This window comes from Micromonospora chersina (assembly GCF_900091475.1).
Taxonomy (GTDB): domain Bacteria; phylum Actinomycetota; class Actinomycetes; order Mycobacteriales; family Micromonosporaceae; genus Micromonospora; species Micromonospora chersina.
Genome location: NZ_FMIB01000002.1, coordinates 1459731 through 1481247, shown reverse-complemented (window position 1 = coordinate 1481247; position 21517 = coordinate 1459731). Strand labels below are relative to the sequence as shown.

The following is a 21517-nucleotide window of genomic DNA, read 5'->3' as shown; positions in this document are numbered from 1 at the left end:
ACCCTCACCCCCGTGGGCCGAGCCTGGCAGACGGTGGGGAGGACCGGTGACGGAAACGGCCCCCGCCACCGGAAGGTGGCAGGGGCCGTCGTGCGTGCCGGGGTCAGTCGTGGGCGATGGCACCCAGCACGTTGATCCGCGCCGCGCGGATGGCGGGCAGCACCGCGGCCACCACGCCGATGATCGCGGCCAGGACCAGGAACGTCACCATCTGGCTCCAGGGCAGGACCAGGTCGGTGATGCCCTCGTCCTTGAGCGCCCGGACCACGGCCGCGCCGAGACCGGTGCCGACCACGACGCCGAGCAGCGCGCCGAAGATCGAGATCACCACCGCCTCCACGGTGATCATCCGCATGGTCTGCGCCCGGCGCAGGCCGATGGCCCGCAGCAGGCCCAGCTCGCGGGTGCGTTCCAGCACCGACAGGGCCAGGGTGTTGATGATGCCCAGCACCGCGATCACGATGGCCAGCGCCAGCAGGATCTGGATCATCCGCAGCGGGGTGTCCAGCTGGCTGGTCTGCTGCTTGATGAACGCGGCCCGGTCCGCCACCGACACCTCCGGGCTGTCCGCGAGCAGCCGCTCGATCTGCGGCTGCACCGCGTCCACCGAGGTGCCCGGGGCGAGCTGCACGAAGCCCTGGATGGGTTGCGGGATGGCGAAGTCGGTGGCCGCCTGCGGCGGCAGCACCACCGGGTTGGTCAGCTGCGAGCTCTCGTAGATGCCGCTGACCGTGAAGGTGTGGGCGTCGCCCCGGGAGAGCTGCACGGTCACCGTCGAGCCGACCGACAGGTTGCGGGACTTCGCGGTGTCCGAGCTGAGCAGCATCTGGTCCGGGCCGAGCCGGCTGATGTCACCGGCGGTGGCCTTCGCCCCGAAGATCCGCTCCAGCGCGGCCACGTCGCTGGACGCCGCCACCCAGGTCCGCTCGCCGTTCACGGTGGCCATGTCGCCGTACTCGCCGTCGACCAGCCGCACCCCGGGGATGTCGGCGGCCTTCTCCAGCACCGCCGGGTCGAAGCTCGCCGGCCGTGGGCCCGCCTGGGCGCCGGAGATCACCAGCTCCGCCTTGATGGTGTCCTCGGCCAGCGCGCTGATGCTGCCCTTGGCCGAGTCGAGGATCACCGTCACCCCGGTCACCAGGGCGATGCCGACCATCAGCGCGGCGGCCGTGATCGCGGTGCGACGGGGGTTGCGGCCGGAGTTCAGCCGGCCCAGCTTGCCCGGCACCGACCACGCGAAGATCGACCCCAGCAGGGCGACGACCGGCCGGCTGATCAGCGGGGTCAGCAGCGCCACGCCGATGAAGGCGAACAGCACGCCACCGAGGATGGTGGCCAGGGTGTTGTCGCCGGCGTGACCGCCCAGCCCGAGGAAGAGCAGGCCCGCGCCGATCGCGGTGACCACGGACCCGCCCACGGTCACCTTGGTCAGCGGCCGGTCCGGCGTGGCGACGTCCTGCATGGCGGCGATCGGCGGGATGCGCGAGGCACGCAGCGCCGGCAGCAGCGCCGCCACCACGGTGATCACCAGACCCACCGCGAAGGCGCCGATGACCGCCGCGGGCGGCACGCCGAGCCCGGCCAGGGTGAGCCCGCCGGCGAGCTTGCCGAACAGGTACGCCAGCAGCGCGCCGACCCCGATGCCGGCGGCGAGCCCGAGTACCGAGGCGATCAGGCCGACCGCCACTGCCTCCAGGACCACCGAGCCGATGACCTGCCGCCCGCTCGCGCCGATGGCCCGCATGAGCGCCAGCTCGCGGGTGCGCTGGGCGACGATGATCGAGAAGGTGTTGAGGATCAGGAAGGTGCCGACCAGCAGCGCCACCGCGGCGAAGCCGAGCAGGATCTTGTTGAAGAAGGACAGGCCCTCCTTCAGGCTGGCGGACGCGTCGTCGGCGAGCTGCTTGCCGGTCTTGACCTCGTAGTCCGTGCCGAGGGCGCGGGCCACCTCGTCGCGCAGCGCCTCGGGGGTGGTGCCGCCGGCGGCCTGCGCGGTGACGTTGGAGAACACGTCCGGCTTGCCGAGCATCAGCTGCTGGGCGACCGGTGTGGTGAAGGCGACCTCGTTGACCCCGCCCACCGAGTCCCGGCCACCGCTGTAGCCGAAGACGCCGACGAGGGTGAACTCCTTCTTCGGCGCCAGGGTCAGCACGCCGACCCGGTCGCCGACCTTGACCTTGGCCGCCTCGGCGAGCGCGACGTTGACCACGATCTCGTCGTCGGCCTGCGGCGCGCGCCCCTCGCGCAGCTTGAGCAGGTCGCTCTCGCCGAGCCAGTTCTCGCCGAGCTGCGGCGGGCCGAACGAGGTGACCACCTTGCCGTTGCTGCCGATCAGCCGGGCCCCGTCGGCGTTGACCACGCCCCGCACGTCGGTCACGCCCGGCACCGCCTTGACGCGGTCGACGACCGACGCGGGCACCGGGGCGGCCACCTGCTCGCCCTCGACCTCGGACAGCGCGACCTTCGGCTTCGCGGCCACGTTGACGTCGACTTCGGAGAACGCGTCGGAGAAGACCGCGTCGAAGGACCGGCCGAGGGTGTCGGTGAGCACAAACGCGCCGGAGACGAACATGACGCCGAGCACCACCGCCAGGCCGGACAGCAGCAGCCGCAGCTTGCGCGCCAGCAGGCTCTTCATCGTGGCCCGGAACATCAGTTGCCCACCTCGGCCGGCGCGTCGAGCTTCTTCATCGTGTCCAGCACCGTGTCGGCGGTCGGCTCGATCAGCTCCGAGACGATCTGGCCGTCGGCGAGGAAGACCACCCGGTCGGCGTACGCGGCGGCGGTCGGGTCGTGGGTGACCATGACGATGGTCTGGCCGTGCTCGCGGACCGAGTTGCGCAGGAAGTTGAGCACCTCGGCGCCGGAACGGGAGTCCAGGTTGCCGGTCGGCTCGTCGGCGAAGATCACCTCGGGGCGGGAGACCAGGGCCCGGGCGCACGCGACGCGCTGCTGCTGGCCGCCGGAGAGCTGCGCCGGGCGGTGCCCGAGGCGCTCCCGCAGGCCGACCGTGTCGATCACCGTGTCGTACCAGGCCGGGTCGGGCTTGCGGCCGGCGATCGACAGCGGCAGCAGGATGTTCTCCTGCGCGGTGAGCGTGGGCAGCAGGTTGAACTGCTGGAAGATGAAGCCCACCTTGTCGCGGCGCAGCTTCGTCAGGCCGGCGTCGCCCAGCCCGGTCACCGTGGTGTCGCCGATCATGACGGTGCCCCGGGTCACCGAGTCCAGGCCCGCCAGGCAGTGCATGAGCGTCGACTTGCCCGAGCCGGACGGGCCCATGATCGCGGTGAACCGGCCCCGCTCGAAGTCGGCGCTCACCCCCCGCAGCGCGATGACCTGCGCCTCGCCGCTGCCGTACACCTTCCACACGTCGCTGGCCCGGGCCGCGGCCTGCGCCTGCTGCCCTACCGTCGCGGTCACGTCATCTACCTCTTCCGTCAGCCTGCTGATCCGCACCGCCCCCGCTGGCCGGTGCGGCAGTTCCATCCTCGGTGCCGCCGGACGCGGATCCGTCCGCCCCGGGGCGGAACCGTCGCCGGAATTTCCGTTGGGGTCACCCCCGAGGCCGGCTCAGGGTCATCCCTGACCGGCCGGCGGCGCCGACGCTAGAACCTCACGTCGCGTCATGGTCAACCCCGCCCCGCCGCCGATGGTCACGGTAGGTGACCGGCGCCACCTCACCCGCCGGGGCGGACCAGGCCCGTCTCGTACGCCAGCACCACCGCCTGCACCCGGTCCCGCAGCCCCAGCTTCGTGAGCACGTGCCCCACGTGGGTCTTCACGGTCGTCTCGCTCACCGACAGCTCCCGGGCGATCTCGGCGTTGGACAGCCCGCGCGCCACCTGCACGAGGACCTCCCGCTCCCGCTCGGTCAGCGCATCGAGGGCCTTCGGCGGGGTGGCCGCCGGGTCGGGCAGCACGTCGGCGAAGCGGTCCAGCAGCCGGCGCAGGATCCGCGGCGCCACCACCGCCTCCCCGGCCGCCACCGTCCGGATCGCGGTCACCAGGTCCTCGGCCGGCACGTCCTTGGCCAGGAAGCCGCTGGCCCCGGCGCGCAGCGCGCCGACCACGTACTCGTCCAGGTCGAAGGTGGTGAGGATGAGCACCCGCACCGGCAGCCGGGCGTCCACGATCGCCCGGGTGGCCGCCACCCCGTCCATCCGCGGCATCCGGATGTCCATGAGCACCACGTCCGGCAGCAGCCGCCGGGACAGCTCCACCGCCTCCACCCCGTCGCCGGCCTCCGCCACGATGTCCAGGTCGTCCTCGGTGCCCAGCACCATCCGGAAACCGGTACGCAGCAGCGGCTGGTCGTCGGCGAGCAGGATCCGCACCGGTCGGGTGGCGGTGCTGTCGGTCATCGGTCCCCCTCGTTCGGCCGTGGCGCCGGTCACGCCGGGACCGCCCCGGCCGACTCCAGCGGGATCCGCGCGTACACCCGGAAGCCGCCGCCGGGCCGCGGACCGGTCCGCAGGACCCCACCGTAGAGGGCGACGCGTTCCCGCATGCCGACCAGGCCGTGCCCGATCCGGTCGGGCACCGGCGCCGGGCCGCGGCCGGTGTCGGTGACCTCCACGGCCAGGCAGCCGTCGGTGACGGTGAGCCGGACCAGCGCGGTGGCCCGGCCGGCGTGCTTGAGCGCGTTGGTCAGCGCCTCCTGCACGATCCGGTAGACGGTCAGCGCCACCCCGTCCTCCATGGGCCCGGGCGTGCCGTCGACCCGCAACGTGACCGGCAGCCCGGCGTCGCGGACCTGCTCCACGAGTGCCTCGATGCCGGTCAACCCCGGCTGCGGGGTCAACTCGGCGGCCGGTTCGGCGTCCGTGCGCAGCACGTCCAGCAGCCGGCGCAGCTCCCGCAGGGTGGCCCGGCCGGTCTCCTCGACAGTGGCCATCGCCTCGTCCGCCGCGTCCGGGTCGCGGCGCAGCACCCGGCGCGCCCCGGTGGCGAGCACACCCATCACGCTGACGTGGTGGGCCACCACGTCGTGCAGCTCCCGGGCGATGCGGCGGCGCTCGTCGGCGACCGCCTGCTCGGCCAGCGACCGCTGGGTGGCCTCGGCGATCCGGGCCCGCTCCCGCAGTATCCGGGTGGTCTGCCGGCGGGCCTGCACCGCGCGGCCCACCGCGTACGCCACCGACGCGGTGAGCAGGTTGTTGAGCACCAGCACCCCGGGGCCCATGTCAAGCACCCCGTCCAGGGGCGCCACCACGTTCGCCAGCACCACCGGCACCCAGAGCAGCAGCGCGGCCAGGGTGGCCGGGCGCAGCGGCCGGTGCGCCGCCATGGTGTAGGTGAGGACGACGAACGTCAGCCCCTGCGTGGTGGGCGCGAGGTGGAACAGCACCGGCACGGCGAGGGTGGCCACCGCCGCGCCGACCGCCGGCCACGGGGCGAGACGGCGGATCGCCACCGGGGCGGCGCACAGCACGCTCCAGCCCAACGCCGGCAACAACTGGTCGGGTCGCAGCTCCCGCGGGGTCAGCAGCAGGAACGCCGCGTCCACCAGCGCCAGCGCGACGGCCGTGGCCGCGTCCACGGCCAGCGGCCGCTCCCGCGCCCACGCGCGCAGCCGGTTCGTCATGCTCCGACGCTAGCCGCCGCCCGGCGCCGGCCGGTCGTCGCCGATGCCGAACCCCGCCTCCTCCGTGAGGAGGAGATCACTCGTCCGCGCCGGGGGCGGCCGGCCGGGAGCGGGCGTCGGTGAGCGGGTCGGCCGGGCCGGCCACCGGGAACGGCGGCGGGGTGCCGCCGAAGCTCGGGCAGAGCGCCTGGTGGCTGCACCAGTCGCAGAGCCGGCTGGGCCGGGGGCGGAAGTCCTGCCGCGCGGTGGCCTGCTCGATCGCCTGCCAGAGCGCCACCACGGTGCGCTCGAAGCGCAGCAGCTCGTCGGCGTCGGGGGAGTAGTCGCACACCTCTGCGTCCTTGAGGTAGAGCAGCCGCAGCACCCGCGGCACCACCCCCCGGGTCCGCCACAGCACCAGGGCGTAGAACTTCAGCTGGAACAGCGCCCGGGCCTCGAACGCCTCCCGCGGGGCGCCGCCGGTCTTGTAGTCGACCACCCGCAGCGCGCCGTCGGGCGCCACGTCGAGCCGGTCGAGGTAACCCCGGATGAGCAGCTCGTCGTCGACCACCGCGGAGATCAGCGCCTCCCGCTCGGCCGGCTCCAGCCGGCGCGGGTCCTCCACCGAGAAGTAGCCCTCCAGCAGCGCCGCCGCCGAGCGGAGGAACCCCTCCACGCCGGCCGTGTCGCCCTCGGCGAACAGCGTCGCCAGCTCCGGCTGCTCGGTGACCAGCCGGTCCCACTGGGGGGCGACCAGGTCGCCGGCCGACTCCCGGGTGCGGGCCGCCGCCGGCAGGTCGAACAGCCGCTCCAGCACGGCGTGCACGAGCGTGCCCCGGACCTGCTCCACTGTCGGGCGCTCGGGCAGCCGGTCGATGCTGCGGAACCGGTAGAGCAGCGGGCAGGTCTTGAAGTCGGCCGCCCGCGACGGCGACAGCGACGCCCGCACCGTGGGCGGCGCCGCCGGCGCCGTCGGGTCGGGCTGCGTGTCGATCACCGGTTCCGCCGTCATGCCCGGAAGGTTAGGGCACCGGTGTGACAGGCCGACCGTCGCCGCACCGGTCATGATCGGCGCGACTGCGGGGCTCGCGGAAGCGGCTCACTCCTCACGTAGCATCGGGCCGATGGAGCAGCGGACCCGACCGTCGCGCCGGCCCGGGCTGACCCTCGGCCGGATCTTCGGGGTGCCGCTGCGGGTCGACGCCTCGATGCTGCTGCTCACCGCGGTCGTCACGGTGCTCTACGCCGCACTGGCCCGCCGCCAGCTCGACCTCGGGCACCTCGGCGGCTACCTGGTCGGCCTCGGCTTCGTGGTCTCGCTGCTCGGCTCGGTGCTGCTGCACGAGCTGGGCCACGCGCTGACCGCCCGCCGCTACGGCATCGGTGTGCGCGGGATCACCCTGGAACTGCTCGGCGGCTACACCGAGATGGACCGGGACGCCCCCAGCCCCAAGGTCGACCTGCTGGTCTCCCTCGCCGGCCCGGCGGTCTCCGCGGTGCTCGGCGCCGGGGCGGTCGCCGCCACCCTGGCCCTGCCCGCCGGCACCCTCGCCCACCAGCTCGCCTTCCAGCTCGCGGTCAGCAACGTCGTGGTGGCCGTCTTCAACAGCCTGCCCGGGCTGCCCCTGGACGGGGGCCGGGCGCTGCGCGCCGCGGTCTGGGCGGTCACCCGGGACCGGCACCGGGGCACCGAGGTGGCCGGCTGGATCGGCCGCGCCGTGGCCGTCGCCACCGTGGCCCTGGTGGTGCTGCTCACCCTGCGCCGGGCGCTCGCCCCGCTGGCCCTGCCGCTGATGCTGCTCGTCGCCGTGACCCTGTGGCGGGGCGCCGGCCAGTCCATCCGGATGGCCCGCATCGGCCGCCGCCTGCCCCTGGTCGACCTGGCCCGGCTGGCCCGCCCGCTGCTGCCGGTGCCCACCGGCACCCCGCTCGCCGAGGCGCAGCGCCGCCGCGCCGAGGGGGACACCCCCGACGCCGCGCTCGCCGTGGTCGACTCCGCCGGCCGCCCGGTCGCCCTGGTCGACCCGGCCCGCGCCGCGGGCGTACCCCCGGAACGGCGCCCGTGGCTCGCGGTGGACGCGGTGGCCCGCGACCTGGACAGCGTGCCCGCGCTGCCGGTCGGCGCGGACGGCGAGCGGGTGCTGGAGACCGTGCGTACCCACCCGGGCGCACAGTACGTCGTGACGGCAGGCGAAGATGTGGTCGGCGTGCTGCACATCGCGGATCTCGCCCAGCTCCTGGAACCCAAACGGAAGACGAACACGTGACCGCAGAAACCTCCACCGTCCCGGCGCTGCCACCTGTGCACCGGGGGCCGTTCCGCCCCGGCGACCGGGTCCAGCTGACCGACCCGAAGGGCCGGATGCACACCGTGACGCTGGAGCCCGGCAAGGAGTTCCACACGCACCGGGGAATCCTCAAGCACGACACCCTGATCGGCCTTCCCGACGGCAGCGTGGTCACGACGGCCGGCGGCGGCACCGCGTTCCTGGCCCTGCGCCCGCTGCTCTCCGACTACGTGCTCTCCATGCCGCGCGGCGCCCAGGTGATCTACCCGAAGGACTCGGCGCAGATCGTCGCCATGGGCGACATCTTCCCCGGCGCGAAGGTCCTGGAGGCCGGCGCCGGCTCCGGCGCCCTCTCCTGCTCGCTGCTGCGGGCCGTCGGCACCGAGGGCGAGCTGCACTCCTTCGAGGTGCGCGACGACTTCGCCCAGATCGCCCGGCGCAACGTGGAGGCGTTCTTCAACGGCCCGCACCCCGCCTGGCGCCTGCACGTCGGTGACGTCGCCGAGTGCACCGAGACCGGTTTCGACCGGATCATCCTCGACATGCTCACCCCCTGGGAGATGCTCGACATGGTCGAGCGGGCCCTCGTCCCCGGCGGCGTGCTGATCGGCTACGTGGCCACCACGCCGCAGCTGTCCGAGCTGGTGGAGGCGCTGCGCGAGCGGGGCGGCTGGACCGAGCCACGCGCCTGGGAGTCGCTGGTCCGGGACTGGCACGCCGAGGGGCTGGCGGTCCGGCCTGACCACCGCATGATCGCGCACACCGCCTTCCTGGTCTCCGCGCGCAAGCTCGCCCCCGGGGTCACCGCGCCGCCGCGGCGGCGCAAGCCCAGCAAGGGCGCCGAGGCGTACGCCCAGCGCCGGGACGCGCTGCGCGCCGCCGAGGCGGCCCGGCAGGCGAGCGCCGCGGCCGAGGAGCCGGACGAGGCGTGACCCCGCGGCGCGGACGGGTATGAGCGGGCGGATCATGTTTCCCGGCGGGGACGACACCGAGCGGGTGGAGACGGTGGCATGAGCGAGCGGATCGGGGCACGCGGCCGGCGCCGCGCCCGTCCCGGCGGTCCGGACCGGTGGCGGCACGCGGGCCGGGAGGCGGCGGCATGAGCAGCCCCGGCTACGGCAACGGCGACCTGCCCGCCGTCTTCCCCGACTGGTCGCCCTACGCCGACCTGGAGTCGGCCGCCCGGGCCTACCTGCGCGACCCCGACATCGCCCTGGACGCCCTCGGCGGGGTGCTGCGCGGCGCCTCCGTGCTCGGCTTCACCCTGGAACGCTTCGTCAACGAGGTGAACGGGGTGTGGCAGGAGGTCGTCGTCTGCGACGGCAGCCGGCTGGTGCTCTGGCACGGCGAGGACGTCCCGCCGGGGGAGGGGCCGCCCGGCTCGATGACCTCCTCGCTGCGCGTGGTGCCGGTCTCCACGGTCACCGAGGTCGGCTGCCGCCGGCGGCTCACCCGCGCCGACACCGGCGAGGTCCGGGTCGACAGCATCGACGTCTACCTGCTGCTCAGCTCCCTGGACGAGGCGCCGCCCAGCGACGAGGCGGTCGGCGCGCCCCGGCACGACGCGCTGCGCTTCGGCAAGACCCTCGACGACGGCGGCGCCGGGCAGATCGCCCGGCTGGAGGAGTTCGCCCGGCTGGTCGCCTCGGTCGTCGGCCGCCCGATGCTGTGACAGACGCCGCGGGCCGGGGACGTCGGTCCCCGGCCCGTGCGGTGCGTCAGCTCAGTCCTCGGCGTCCGGGCCGGCCACCTCGGCGCCGTCGCGGGCGCGCACCACGTGGATGCACTCGCCCGGGCACTCCTTCGCCGAGTCGATCACTTCGAGGCGCAGGTGCTCCGGCACGTCCACCCGGGCGCCCGCGGCCAGGCGCAGCTCGCCGTCCGGCCCCTTGACGTACGCCAGGCCGTCGACGTCGAACTCGAAGACCTCCGGCGCGTACTGCACGCAGAGCCCGTCACCCGTGCACAGGTCCTGATCCACCCAGACCTGCAGCTGGTCCGTCGCGACGTCGGTCACGAAGCACCCCCCATGTTCTCCCGTCCCACGCTCCGACGGTACCCGAACGCCCGTACCCGCCCGTCGACCAGCCCTTGGCGATCAAGCTTCGGTGACGAGCGCGTTGCGGAGGACCGAATCGGGCTCATAGCGGCTAGTGTTAGCTCAGAACGTTCAAGCCCCCCGGGGAGGTGGGACGTGGCACGCAGCGACGACGCGGACTCGCGCGCCGCACGGTGGGAGAAGGAGGCCCACGATCTCTCCACGCAGGTCGCGTTCCTTCAAGAGGAACTCGCTCTGGTGCGGCGCAAGTTGACCGAAAGCCCCCGACACGTCCGGCAGCTCGAGGAGCGGCTGGCCGCCACCCAGGCGCAGTTGGCGCGGCTGACCGAGAACAACGAACGGCTCGTGAGCACCCTCAAGGAGGCTCGCGCGCAGATCGTGACGCTCAAGGAGGAGATCGACCGCCTCGCCCAGCCGCCGAGCGGCTACGGCGTCTTCCTGGCCAAGCACGAGGACGGCACGGTGGACGTGTTCACCGGCGGGCGCAAGCTCCGGGTGGCCGTCTCGCCCTCGCTGGAGGTCGACGAGCTCCGGCGCGGCCAGGAGGTCCTGCTCAACGACGCGCTCAACATCGTCGACGCGTTCGGCTACGAGCGGGTCGGCGAGGTCGTGATGCTCAAGGAGATCCTCGCGGGTCCCGAGGGCGCGCCGGGTGACCGGGCGCTGGTGGTCTCGCACTCCGACGAGGAGCGGATCGTGCACCTCGCCGAGACCCTGATCGGTTCGCCGATCCGGGCCGGCGACTCGCTCATGATCGAGCCCCGCTCGGCGTACGCGTACGAGCGGATCCCGAAGAGCGAGGTCGAGGAGCTCGTCCTGGAGGAGGTGCCCGACGTCGACTACACCGACATCGGTGGCCTTCACTCGCAGATCGAGCAGATCCGCGACGCGGTCGAGCTGCCCTTCCTGCACGCCGACCTGTTCCGCGAGCACCAGCTCCGGCCGCCGAAGGGCATCCTGCTCTACGGCCCGCCCGGCTGCGGCAAGACGCTGATCGCCAAGGCGGTGGCCAACTCCCTGGCCAAGAAGATCGCCGAGCGGCGGGGCGAGGAGAAGCACACCAGCTTCTTCCTCAACATCAAGGGCCCCGAGCTGCTCAACAAGTACGTCGGCGAAACCGAGCGGCACATCCGGCTGATCTTCCAGCGGGCGCGGGAGAAGGCCGGCGAGGGCACCCCCGTGATCGTGTTCTTCGACGAGATGGACTCGGTGTTCCGCACCCGCGGCTCCGGCGTCTCCTCGGACGTGGAGAACACCATCGTCCCGCAGCTGCTCAGCGAGATCGACGGCGTGGAGGGCCTGGAGAACGTCATCGTCATCGGCGCCTCCAACCGGGAAGACATGATCGACCCGGCGATCCTGCGCCCCGGCCGGCTCGACGTGAAGATCAAGATCGAGCGGCCGGACGCCGAGGCGGCCAAGGACATCTTCTCCAAGTACATCCTCTCCGGGCTGCCGCTGCACCCCGACGACCTGGCCGAGCACGGCGGCGACCCGCAGGCCACCGTCGCGGCCATGATCGACGCCGTGGTGCTGCGGATGTACTCGGAGACCGAGGAGAACCGCTTCCTCGAGGTCACCTACGCCAACGGCGACAAGGAAGTCCTCTACTTCAAGGACTTCAACTCCGGCGCGATGATCCAGAACATCGTCGACCGGGGCAAGAAGATGGCCATCAAGGAGTTCCTCACGTCCGGGCGCAAGGGGCTCCGGCTCCAGCACCTCCTCGACGCCTGCGTCGACGAGTTCCGCGAGAACGAGGACCTGCCCAACACGACCAACCCCGACGACTGGGCCCGCATCTCCGGCAAGAAGGGCGAGCGGATCGTCTACATCCGCACGCTCGTCTCCGGCGGCAAGGGCGCCGAGGCCGGCCGGTCCATCGAGACCGCCAGCAACACCGGCCAGTACCTGTAGTCCGACGGCACGACGGAGGCCCGCGGCGCGGCGCGCCGCGGGCCTCCGCGCGTCCACGCCCGGCGCCGCCGCGCGCCGCCACACCGGACGCCCCCGGGCCGCCACGCCCCCTTCCCGCGTGACGGCGACTACGCTCGACGTGACGGGGGACCGGGACGGGCGAGCGGAGCGGGCAGGTCGATGAGCGTTAGACGGATCATGGGCACCGAGGTCGAGTACGGCATCTCCGTGCCCGGCCAGGCCGGGGCCAACCCGATGGTCACCTCATCCCAGGTGGTCAACGCCTACGGGGCACGACCGGAACTCAACCGGGGCGGCCGGGCCCGCTGGGACTACGAGGAGGAGTCGCCACTGCGCGACGCCCGCGGCTTCACCTACTCCGGGGCGGCCTACGACCCGGCCGAGGCGCTCGCCGACGAGGACCTCGGGCTGGCAAACGTCATACTCACCAACGGCGCCCGCCTCTACGTCGACCACGCCCACCCCGAATACTCCACGCCCGAGGTGACCAACCCCCTCGACGTGGTGCGCTGGGACAAGGCCGGTGAGCGGGTGATGGCCGAGGCGTCCCGGCGCGCCGCCACCATCCCGGGCACCCACCCGATCCACCTCTACAAGAACAACACCGACAACAAGGGCGCCAGTTACGGCGCCCACGAGAACTACCTGATGCGGCGGCAGACCCCGTTCGCCGACATCGTGGCGTACCTGACGCCGTTCTTCGTCACCCGGCAGATCGTCTGCGGCGCCGGCCGGGTCGGCATCGGCCAGGACGGCGGCCAGAGCGGCTTCCAGATCTCCCAGCGCGCCGACTTCTTCGAGGTCGAGGTGGGCCTGGAGACCACCCTCAAGCGGCCCATCATCAACACCCGGGACGAGCCGCACGCCGACGCCGACAAGTACCGCAGGCTGCACGTCATCATCGGCGACGCCAACCTCTCCGAGATCTCCACCTACCTGAAGGTCGGCACCACGGCGCTGATCCTCACCATGATCGAGGAGAAGGCGCTCGGCGCCGACCTGGGCATCGCCGACCCGGTCAGCGAGCTGCGCGCGGTCAGCCACGACCCGTCGCTCAAGCACCTCATGCGGCTGCGCGACGGGCGCAAGCTGACCGCGCTCGACGTGCAGTGGGCGTACCTGGAGCGGGTCCGGTCCTTCGTGGACGACCGCTACGGCAGCGACGTCGACGCGCAGACCGCCGACGTGCTCGACCGCTGGGAGAGCGTGCTGGACCGGCTCGGCCGGGACGCCTTCCTCTGCGCCGACGAGCTCGACTGGGTGGCCAAGCTGCGGCTGCTGGAGGGCTACCGGGAGCGGGAGAAGCTCGGCTGGGGCTCGCACAAGCTCCAGCTGGTCGACCTCCAGTACTCGGACGTGCGGCCGGAGAAGGGCCTCTACCACCGGCTGGTGCAGCGGGGCTCGATGAAGACCCTGCTGACCGACGAGCAGACCCGCTCGGCGATGACCGAGCCGCCGGAGGACACCCGGGCCTACTTCCGCGGCCGCTGCCTCGCCCAGTACGCCTCCGAGGTGGTCGCCGCGAGCTGGGACTCGGTCATCTTCGACGTGGGCCGCGAGTCCCTCGTCCGGGTGCCGATGATGGAGCCCGAGCGGGGCACCCGCAAGCACGTCGGGTCGCTCTTCGACCGCTGCGACACCGCCAAGGACCTGCTGGAGATGCTGACCGGCGGCTGACCCGGATGCCGGAAGGCCCGTCGAGTGCCGGAACCCGGCGCGCGACGGGCCTTTCGTCGTCCGCGCGAGGTAAGTTGATCGCAGGCGATCGTGGAGGAGGCACACCATGGCGACCCAAGAAGGCGGCCAGACCCAGTCCGGCAAGTCCCACGAGGAGGTCGAGGAGGTCACCGCGCAGGCCAACCCCGAGGTTGCCGAGCGGCACGCCGAGATCACCGAGGACGTCGACGACCTGCTCGACGAGATCGACTCCGTCCTGGAGGAGAACGCAGAAGAGTTCGTCCGAGGATATGTGCAGAAGGGCGGACAATGAGGCACATGTCCGTTTCGCCCCTCTGGCCGGACTCGAATCCGGCGTAGGACCGGCGTGGACCGGGTCGGACCCCGACCCGGATCATGTGGACCACGATCATCGCACCGGATGGGTGCGCGGGATACTCTGCTTCAACTGCAAAGGTGGTCTTGGCCAGTTCCGTGACAGTCTCGCGAGGCTGGCCAGGGCGATCACGTACCTGAGAGGAACCACGTGGCAGCGGGTTTTGATCCATCCGGGCGTCTTCCAGATGTGTTCACCAACGCGGGGACGTCCTCCTTCACAACGTTCCTGAGCAGGGTGGCCCCGGAGATGCTGCCCGGCCGTCGGCCGCTGCCGCCCGGCATGGCCGCCGACCTGGCGCCGCACGCGACGACCATCGTGGCCATCTCGGCCAGCGGTGGCGTGGTGATGGCCGGCGACCGGCGCGCCACGATGGGCAACCTGATCGCCCAGCGCGACATCGAGAAGGTGCACCCGGCCGACGCGTACTCGCTTGTCGGCATCGCGGGCACCGCGGGCATCGGCATCGAGCTGATGCGACTGTTCCAGGTGGAACTGGAGCACTACGAGAAGATCGAGGGCGCGATGCTCTCGCTCGACGGCAAGGCCAACCGGCTGGCGTCGATGATCCGGGGCAACCTGGGCGCCGCGATGCAGGGCCTCGCCGTGATCCCGCTCTTCGCCGGCTTCGACCTGGCGGCCGCCGACCCGGCGCGGGCCGGGCGGATCTTCAGCTTCGACGTGACCGGCGGCCCCTACGAGGAGACCGGCTACGACGCCATCGGCTCCGGTTCGCTGTTCGCCAAGTCGGCGCTGAAGAAGCGGTTCCGCACGGGGCTGTCGATCGACGACGCGACGCGGCTGGCCGTCGAGGCCCTGTACGACGCCGCCGACGACGACACCGCCACCGGTGGCCCGGATCTGACCCGCCGGATCTACCCGGTGGTGATGACCGCGACCGCCGAGGGCACCCACCGGCTCACCGACGCCGAGACGGCGGCGATCGCCGAGGGCGTGGTGTCCGGCCGGATGGAGAACCCGGGCGGCTGACCCCGCTCCCACCGCACCTGAGTCAGCAGTCCGCAGCACAGCGCCCGAAGGAGAACCGCCGCCGTGGCCATGCAGTTCTACGCCTCGCCCGAGCAGATCATGCGCGACCGCTCCGAGTTGGCCCGCAAGGGCATCGCCCGGGGCCGCAGCGCGGTGGTCCTGAGCTACGAGGGCGGGGTGCTCTTCGTCGCGGAGAACCTGTCCAGCACCCTGCACAAGGTCAGTGAGATCTACGACCGGATCGGCTTCGCGGCGGTGGGCCGCTACAACGAGTTCGAGAACCTGCGCCGGGCCGGGGTGCGGATGGCCGACCTGAACGGCCTGAGCTACGACCGGCGGGACGTGACCGGGCTGGGCCTGGCGAACGCGTTCGCGCAGACGCTGGGCGCGATCTTCACCGAGCAGTCCAAGCCGTTCGAGGTGGAGATCTGCGTGGCCGAGGTGGGCGCCACGCCGGACGACGACTCGCTCTACCGGCTGACCTACGACGGGTCGGTCAACGACGAGCCGGGCCGGATGGCGATGGGCGGCCAGGCCGAGGCGATCACGGGGGTGCTGAAGAACGAGCACCGGCCGGAGATGTCGCTGTCGGAGGCGGTCCGGGCGGCGGTCAAGGCGTTGAGCAGCGTCGGCGGTGAGGGCGGGGCGGCCCGCACGATCGCGGCGAACCAGCTGGAGGTGGCGGTCCTGGACCGGCGCCGGGTGGGGCGCACGTTCCGCCGGATCACCGGGGCGGCGCTGACGGCGCTGCTGGACGGGGAGGCGGGCGCGGACGCCGCGCCGGCGCCGGGGCGGGCGAAGACCCCGACGGTGCCGACCGAGGAGGCGAAGAAGCCGACCACGTCGGCGGGCTCGGCGGATCTGGAGGGCCAGCCGCAGGAGGAGCAGCCCGGCGAGTGACGCCGGCCGGCCGCCGGCCGCCGCGAGCGCGGTGTCCGGCGGCCCTGCGCGTGAGAGGCCCGTCAGCGGTGCGGCTTGAGTGGCGTCCACCAGTCGCGGTTGTCCCGGTACCAGGCGACGGTCGCGGCGAGCCCGTGGTCGAGGTCGACCGTGGGCGTCCAGCCCAGCTCGCGGCGGGTGGTGGTGGTGTCGAGGGCGTACCGGCGGTCGTGGCCCTTGCGGTCGGCGACCGGCCGGACCCGTTCCCACCCGGCGCCGCAGGCGGCCAGCAGCCGGCCGGTGAGGTCGCGGTTGGTGAGTTCGGCGCCGCCGCCCAGGTGGTAGATCCCGCCGGCCCGGCCGCGGGTCTGGGCGAGCGCGACGCCGTGGCAGTGGTCGTCGACGTGCAGCCAGTCCCGCACGTTGCCGCCGTCGCCGTAGAGGGGCACGTCGTGCCCGTCGAGCAGGTTGGTGACGAACAGCGGGATGATCTTCTCGGGGTACTGGTAGGGCCCGTAGGTGTTGGCGCCGCGGGTGACCACGACGTCGAGGCCGTGGGTGCGGTGGTAGGCCAGCGCGAGCAGGTCGCCGGCGGCCTTGCTGGCCGAGTACGGGGAGCTGGGGTCGAGCGGGGCCCGCTCGGTCCAGGCGCCGGTGGCGATGGAGCCGTAGACCTCGTCGGTGGAGACCTGGACGAAGCGGCGTACGCCGTGGCGCAGGGCCGCGTCGAGCAGCGTCTGGGTGCCGACCACGTTGGTGGTGACGAAGTCGGCGGCGGCGGCGATGGAGCGGTCCACGTGCGACTCGGCGGCGAAGTGCATGACGACGTCGTGGCCGGCGACGGTGGCGTCGACCAGGGCGGGGTCGCGGATGTCGCCGCGGACGAGCCGCAGCCTGGGGTCGGTGCGGACCGGGTCGAGGGCGCCCTCGGTGGCGGCGTAGGTCCAGGCGTCGAGCACGGTGACGGTGTCGGCGGCGAGGTCCGGCTCGGCGCCGGTGAGCAGCCGCCGGACGTACGCGGAGCCGATGAAGCCGGCGCCGCCGGTGACGAGGATTCTCACGGCAGGGACCGTACCCGGCCTTGGGATGTGCGATCGCCGGGAATGCCCGTCCCGGTGCGGATGAGACCAGCGGGTTGAGCGCTGCCCATCCGGGGCCCCGGGCGGCTAATGTCACATCATGGAGCGGCGAATCTTCGGCCTCGAGACCGAGTACGGCGTCACCTGCACCTATCGCGGGCAGCGCCGACTGTCCCCCGACGAGGTCGCGCGGTACCTGTTCCGGCGGGTGGTGTCGTGGGGCCGGTCGAGCAATGTGTTCCTGCGCAACGGAGCCCGCCTCTACCTGGACGTGGGCTCGCACCCGGAGTACGCGACGCCGGAGTGCGACTCGGTGACCGACCTGGTGGCCCACGACCGGGCGGGGGAGCGGATCCTGGAAGGGCTGCTCGTCGACGCGGAGAAGCGGCTGCACGACGAGGGCATCGCGGGTGAGATCTACCTGTTCAAGAACAACACCGACTCGGCCGGCAACTCGTACGGCTGCCATGAGAACTACCTGGTGTCCCGGCACGGCGAGTTCGGCCGGCTGGCCGACGTGCTCATCCCGTTCCTGGTCACCCGGCAGTTGATCTGCGGTGCCGGCAAGGTGCTCCAGACGCCGCGCGGCGCGGTCTACTGCCTGTCGCAGCGTGCCGAGCACATCTGGGAGGGCGTCTCCTCGGCGACCACCCGCAGCCGGCCGATCATCAACACCCGGGACGAGCCGCACGCGGACGCCGAGCGCTACCGGCGGCTGCACGTCATCGTGGGCGACTCGAACATGAACGAGGTCACCACGCTGCTGAAGGTCGGCACGGCCGACATCGTGCTGCGGATGATCGAGGCCGGGGTCGTGATGCGGGACCTGACTCTGGAGAACCCGATCCGGGCGATCCGCGAGGTCTCGCACGACATCACCGGCCGGCGCAAGGTGCGGCTGGCCTCCGGCAAGGAGGTCTCGGCGCTGGAGATCCAGCAGGAGTACCTGGCGAAGGCGACGGAGTTCGTCGAGCGCCGGGGCGGCGACCAGACCGCGAAGCGGGTGGTGGAGCTCTGGGGCCGCGTGCTGCGGGCGGTGGAGACCGGCGACCTCGACCCGGTGGCCCGGGAGATCGACTGGGTGACGAAGCTGCGGCTGATCGAGCGCTACCAGCGCAAGCACGACCTGCCGCTGTCGCACCCGCGGGTGGCCCAGATGGACCTGGCCTACCACGACCTGCGGCGCGGCCGGGGCCTGTACGGGCTGCTGGAGCGGCGCGGCGAGGTGGACCGGGTGGCCACCGACCCGGAGATCTTCGAGGCGAAGGAGACCCCGCCGCAGACCACCCGGGCGCGGCTGCGGGGCGAGTTCATCCGGCACGCCCAGGAGAAGCGGCGGGACTTCACGGTGGACTGGGTGCACCTGAAGCTGAACGACCAGGCGCAGCGCACGGTGCTGTGCAAGGACCCGTTCCGGGCGTACGACGAGCGGGTGGAGCGGCTCATCGCGAGCATGTGACCCGGGGGCGGCGGCCGGTGCTGTGAGCGCCGGCCGCCCGCCCACCGGTACGCTGGCGTCGCGATGAACACTTCCGAACCTGCCGGCCGCCCTGGCCGCGAGACGTCCGCCGGCCGCGAGAGCGGGACGGAGAAGCTCAACTGGATCGAGCGGCGCCGCGAGAAGATCCGCGCCGAGATCGAGCGCAACCGCCGCGGCGAGTACACCGTGCCGACCTGGGTGCTGGCGGTCGCGCTGGTGCTGATCCTGGGCGCCTGGCTGGCGCTGATCTTCCTGGCCGGCTGAGGCGGGGCGCGCCGGCGGGAGCGCCGAGTCCGCCGGCCGGGCCTTGACGTGCCATCCCGCGCATGCTCGTCTATGGCTCACGGGGGAGTGCGCTCCCCAGCCGACGACGAGGGAGCGTGACGTCATCGCACACATCGACCTCGGTCTGGACGAGCAGGCCCACCCCGGCATCAACGGGCTGGCCCGCTACCGACCGGAGACCGCCGGGCCGCTGCTCGACCTCGCCGACACGCTGCTGCACGCCCCGCATCCCACGCTCACACCGGGGGAGCGGGAGCTGATCGCCGCGTACGTGTCGGATCTGAACGACTGCGCGTTCTGCTGCGCGTCGCACTCGGCGTTCGCCGCCGCCCAACTGCCGGCGGGGATGCCGCTGGTGGAACAGGTACGCCGCGACCCGGACGCGGCGCCGGTCGGGGCGAAGATGCGGGCGCTGCTGCGGATCGCCGGGGCGGTGCAGCGCAGCGGCCGGGAGGTCACCGCCGAACTGGTGAAGGAGGCCCGCGCCGAGGGCGCCACCGACCTGGAGATCCACGACACGGTGCTGATCGCCGCCGCCTTCTGCATGTACAACCGCTACGTCGACGGCCTGGGCACGGTGGCGCCGGCCGACCCGGCGGGCTACACCCGGGCCGCGGAGCACATCGTGGCGCACGGCTACGGGGCGCGCTGACCGGTCAGCCGAGCAGGCGGGCCGCGTGCCGGCCGGCGGCGGCCGCGGCCAGGAAGTAGGCGTGGTCGCCGTCGAGCCCGCGACCCATCGTCGACAGTCCGACCGGGCTGGCCCGCAGCGCCGCGTCCAGGCCGTCGGTGGGCACGGTCACGATCCGGTGCCGCGCCGCGAGGGGGGCCAGCGCCGCCGTGACCTCGGCCCCGAGGACCGGGTCCAGGCCGTCCGGCACGACCAGCTCCGCGGGGGCCAGGGCGACCCGGCCGTACGCGGTGAGGCTGTGGTGGGAGACGCCGCGGTGCCGGGGGCGGGGGTCGGCGTCGGAGATGCGCAGCGAGCCGACCGGCCGCCCGCCCAGGGTGGCGACCGCGTTGACCGCCTCGCCGACGGCCACCCCGGAGAAGCCCCAGCGGGTGCCGGTGCCGAGATTGCCGGGGCCCTGGGCGACGATCGCGACGTCGGCGCCGAGCACGTGCCGCGCCGCGAGCAGGCCGCTGTGCAGGGTGCTGGCCTCCAGGTCGCCGCCGAACGCCTGGCCCACGCTGACCGTGCCGGCGAGCCGGCCGGCGAGCCCGGCGAGGGTGCGGGAGAACCAGGCGGGCAGCGCGCCGCCGTCGGTGAGCAGGTACGCCACCCGGGCGTCCGGGGCGTCGGCGTGGACGCCGGCCAGGATCGCCGGCAGCGCGGAGTGCAGGTCGGCGGTGACCACCGGCATCCCGTCGACGGACTCCGCGGCGGCCAGCCGCGCGTGGTGCGGGGAGGCCTCCTCGTCCACGCCGAGCAGGATCGGCTGCAGCGGGGTGTAGCGGGCCTTCACCAGGTGCCCGGCGTCGCGGGTGTCGGCGGCCTCCGGCGGGTCGGCGGGGAGCCGGTCGGGCAGGGCGACGACGAGCGCGTACCCGCCGGTGCCGAGGCCCATCAGCAGCGCGCCGGCGTTGAGCAGCACCCGGTCGCCGGGCTCCGGGTCGCCGACCAGCGCCGGGTACGCCAGCGCGCGCATCCGGCCGCCGTCGGGCAGGTCGACGTCGAGTTCCGCGGCGCCGGCCCACCGTCGCCGTACCGCCGTGACCGTGCCGGACCGCCATCGCACCATGCCGGCACGCTATCGGCCGGCCGCGTGCCGCCCTGCGGCCGGGTGGGCGGCCCGGTCAGGCCGGCCCGCCGCCGCCCGCCTCCTGGTCCACCGGCCGCTGGTTCTCGTCCTGCGTGGTCCGGGCCGGGCGCCCGTGGGTGCCGCGCAACGAGCGGGTCGGGTCGAGGAAGACGTACTTGACCTCCGGGAACCGGTCGGTGAGCCGCCGCTCGGCCTCGTCGGCGGCGGCCTCGATGTCGGCGCCGGTGGCGGTGTCGCGGAAGTCGACCTTGGCGGCGACCAGGATGTCCTCCGGGCCGAGCACCATGGTCATCAGGGTGTCGATGCGGTCCACCGCCGGCAGCCCGGTCAGCTCGTGCTCGATCTGCCGGTGCACCCGTTCGGACACGGCCCGGCCGACCAGCAGCGAGATGTTGCTGCGGGCCAGGATGCCGGCGACCACCAGCAGCAGCACGCCGATGAGGATCGAGGCGACGCCGTCGTAGAGCTCGTCGCCGGTCAGGTGGGACAGCGTGAGCCCGGCGGCGGCGATCAGCAGGCCGATCAGGGCGGCGGTGTCCTCCAGGAAGACCGCCTTGACCGTGGTGTCGGCGGTCAGCCGCAGGTAGCGGTGCGGGGTCGACCGCCAGCGCCGGGACTCGCGGCGGACCTGCCGGATCGCCCGGGCCAGGGAGACCGACTCGATGGCGAAGGAGATCGCCAGCACGATGTACGAGGTGAGGTAGTTGCCGGTGTGCTCGTGCACGAGGATGGTGGTGACGCCGTGGGTGATGGCGAAGCCGGCGCCCACCACGAAGGTGAACAGGGCGGCGAGGAACGCCCAGACGTAGCTCTCCTTGCCGTACCCGAACGGGTGCCGGGTGTCGGCGGGCCGCGCCCCGCGGCGCAGCGCCAGGTAGAGCAGGACCTCGGTGGTGGTGTCGGCCACCGAGTGGGCGGCCTCGGAGAGCATCGCGGCGGAGCCGGAGATCAGGCCCGCCACGAGCTTGGCGATCGCGATGGCGAGGTTCGCCGCGCCGGCCACGACGACCGTGCCGACGCTCTCGTTCTTGATCTGCGCCTCCGCCATGGGCTCACCCTATGGCCGCCGCCGGCGCGCCGCGCGGCGAGCGGCACGGGCTCCGGATGGTGTGGCGCGGATCGCCTCCGGCGCGGACTCGC

21 protein-coding genes are annotated in these 21517 nt (G+C 73.1%); 12 read left to right on the top strand and 9 right to left on the bottom strand.

The window, feature by feature from the left end; translation table 11 throughout:
* Positions 1-103 precede the first annotated feature (103 nt).
* The 5 genes from GA0070603_RS06820 to GA0070603_RS06800 all read right to left on the bottom strand — a co-directional run bounded on the left by GA0070603_RS06820 (position 104) and on the right by GA0070603_RS06800 (position 6575).
* Positions 104-2653 carry an ABC transporter permease gene (locus tag GA0070603_RS06820; RefSeq protein WP_091308795.1) on the bottom strand — a complete coding sequence of 850 codons (2550 nt, stop codon included), beginning with the start codon at positions 2651-2653 and terminating at the stop codon, positions 104-106.
* A complete protein-coding gene (locus tag GA0070603_RS06815; RefSeq protein ID WP_091308791.1) occupies positions 2653-3420 on the bottom strand; it encodes an ABC transporter ATP-binding protein in 768 nt (255 codons plus the stop codon). The genes GA0070603_RS06820 and GA0070603_RS06815 overlap by 1 nt, the downstream gene beginning before the upstream one ends.
* Before the next feature lie 257 nt (positions 3421-3677).
* Positions 3678-4361: a response regulator gene (locus tag GA0070603_RS06810; RefSeq protein WP_091308788.1), complete on the bottom strand. Its 684-nt coding sequence runs from the start codon at positions 4359-4361 to the stop codon at positions 3678-3680.
* A 29-nt stretch (positions 4362-4390) separates the two neighbouring features.
* Complete coding sequence (locus GA0070603_RS06805; RefSeq protein ID WP_091308785.1) at positions 4391-5584, bottom strand: sensor histidine kinase; 1194 nt, start codon at positions 5582-5584, stop codon at positions 4391-4393.
* A gap of 76 nt (positions 5585-5660) precedes the next feature.
* A complete protein-coding gene (locus GA0070603_RS06800) occupies positions 5661-6575 on the bottom strand; it encodes a RecB family exonuclease (protein ID WP_091308782.1) in 915 nt (304 codons plus the stop codon).
* A 112-nt stretch (positions 6576-6687) separates the two neighbouring features.
* Here GA0070603_RS06800 and GA0070603_RS06795 point away from each other — a divergent pair, with 112 nt between their 5' ends.
* The 3 genes from GA0070603_RS06795 to GA0070603_RS06785 all read left to right on the top strand — a co-directional run bounded on the left by GA0070603_RS06795 (position 6688) and on the right by GA0070603_RS06785 (position 9523).
* The gene (locus GA0070603_RS06795; RefSeq protein ID WP_208862829.1) at positions 6688-7830 is read left to right on the top strand and encodes a site-2 protease family protein; all 1143 of its coding nucleotides are present in this window, start codon (positions 6688-6690) and stop codon (positions 7828-7830) included.
* Entirely contained in the window at positions 7827-8783 is a 957-nt protein-coding gene (locus GA0070603_RS06790) for a tRNA (adenine-N1)-methyltransferase (protein ID WP_091308778.1), read from the top strand. Before GA0070603_RS06795 ends, GA0070603_RS06790 begins: the two co-directional genes overlap by 4 nt.
* Positions 8784-8950: 167 nt before the next feature.
* A complete protein-coding gene (locus GA0070603_RS06785) occupies positions 8951-9523 on the top strand; it encodes a hypothetical protein (RefSeq protein ID WP_091308775.1) in 573 nt (190 codons plus the stop codon).
* A gap of 51 nt (positions 9524-9574) precedes the next feature.
* Here the strand turns inward: GA0070603_RS06785 and GA0070603_RS06780 are convergent, their stop codons facing one another.
* Entirely contained in the window at positions 9575-9868 is a 294-nt protein-coding gene (locus GA0070603_RS06780; protein WP_091308771.1) for a ferredoxin, read from the bottom strand.
* Positions 9869-10045: 177 nt separating this feature from the next.
* Between GA0070603_RS06780 and arc the strand changes: the two genes are divergently transcribed.
* The 6 genes from arc (at position 10046) to prcA (ending at position 15791) form a co-directional block, all read left to right on the top strand.
* Entirely contained in the window at positions 10046-11827 is a 1782-nt protein-coding gene (gene arc / locus GA0070603_RS06775; protein WP_091308767.1) for a proteasome ATPase, read from the top strand.
* Positions 11828-12007: 180 nt separating this feature from the next.
* Positions 12008-13525 carry a depupylase/deamidase Dop gene (gene dop, locus GA0070603_RS06770; protein ID WP_091308764.1) on the top strand — a complete coding sequence of 506 codons (1518 nt, stop codon included), beginning with the start codon at positions 12008-12010 and terminating at the stop codon, positions 13523-13525.
* Positions 13526-13631: 106 nt separating this feature from the next.
* Entirely contained in the window at positions 13632-13838 is a 207-nt protein-coding gene (locus GA0070603_RS06765; protein WP_073836803.1) for a ubiquitin-like protein Pup, read from the top strand.
* Positions 13816-14133 (top strand): endonuclease domain-containing protein, encoded by a 318-nt coding sequence (locus tag GA0070603_RS32600; RefSeq protein WP_425270417.1) that lies wholly within the window; start codon positions 13816-13818, stop codon positions 14131-14133. Before GA0070603_RS06765 ends, GA0070603_RS32600 begins: the two co-directional genes overlap by 23 nt.
* The gene (gene prcB / locus GA0070603_RS06755; protein ID WP_187399549.1) at positions 14052-14891 is read left to right on the top strand and encodes a proteasome subunit beta; all 840 of its coding nucleotides are present in this window, start codon (positions 14052-14054) and stop codon (positions 14889-14891) included. The genes GA0070603_RS32600 and prcB overlap by 82 nt, the downstream gene beginning before the upstream one ends.
* A 63-nt stretch (positions 14892-14954) precedes the next feature.
* On the top strand, positions 14955-15791 hold the full coding sequence (gene prcA, locus GA0070603_RS06750) for a proteasome subunit alpha (RefSeq protein ID WP_091308756.1): 837 nt from the start codon (positions 14955-14957) through the stop codon (positions 15789-15791).
* Positions 15792-15853: 62 nt separating this feature from the next.
* On the opposite strand, the gene rfbB is transcribed toward prcA, so the two are convergent.
* A complete protein-coding gene (rfbB, locus tag GA0070603_RS06745; protein WP_091308752.1) occupies positions 15854-16831 on the bottom strand; it encodes a dTDP-glucose 4,6-dehydratase in 978 nt (325 codons plus the stop codon).
* Between the two features lie 118 nt (positions 16832-16949).
* Between rfbB and pafA the strand changes: the two genes are divergently transcribed.
* The 3 genes from pafA to GA0070603_RS06730 all read left to right on the top strand — a co-directional run bounded on the left by pafA (position 16950) and on the right by GA0070603_RS06730 (position 19266).
* Positions 16950-18308, top strand: a complete 1359-nt coding sequence (pafA, locus tag GA0070603_RS06740; RefSeq protein ID WP_091265859.1) for a Pup--protein ligase — start codon at positions 16950-16952, stop codon at positions 18306-18308.
* A gap of 63 nt (positions 18309-18371) precedes the next feature.
* Positions 18372-18593 (top strand): hypothetical protein, encoded by a 222-nt coding sequence (locus GA0070603_RS06735; protein WP_091308749.1) that lies wholly within the window; start codon positions 18372-18374, stop codon positions 18591-18593.
* A 124-nt stretch (positions 18594-18717) separates the two neighbouring features.
* The gene (locus GA0070603_RS06730; RefSeq protein WP_091321646.1) at positions 18718-19266 is read left to right on the top strand and encodes a carboxymuconolactone decarboxylase family protein; all 549 of its coding nucleotides are present in this window, start codon (positions 18718-18720) and stop codon (positions 19264-19266) included.
* A gap of 4 nt (positions 19267-19270) precedes the next feature.
* On the opposite strand, the gene GA0070603_RS06725 is transcribed toward GA0070603_RS06730, so the two are convergent.
* Both GA0070603_RS06725 and GA0070603_RS06720 read right to left on the bottom strand, forming a co-directional pair.
* Positions 19271-20356 (bottom strand): DUF3866 family protein, encoded by a 1086-nt coding sequence (locus GA0070603_RS06725; protein WP_091308746.1) that lies wholly within the window; start codon positions 20354-20356, stop codon positions 19271-19273.
* Positions 20357-20411: 55 nt separating this feature from the next.
* Entirely contained in the window at positions 20412-21425 is a 1014-nt protein-coding gene (locus GA0070603_RS06720; RefSeq protein WP_091308743.1) for a cation diffusion facilitator family transporter, read from the bottom strand.
* Positions 21426-21517 lie beyond the last annotated feature (92 nt).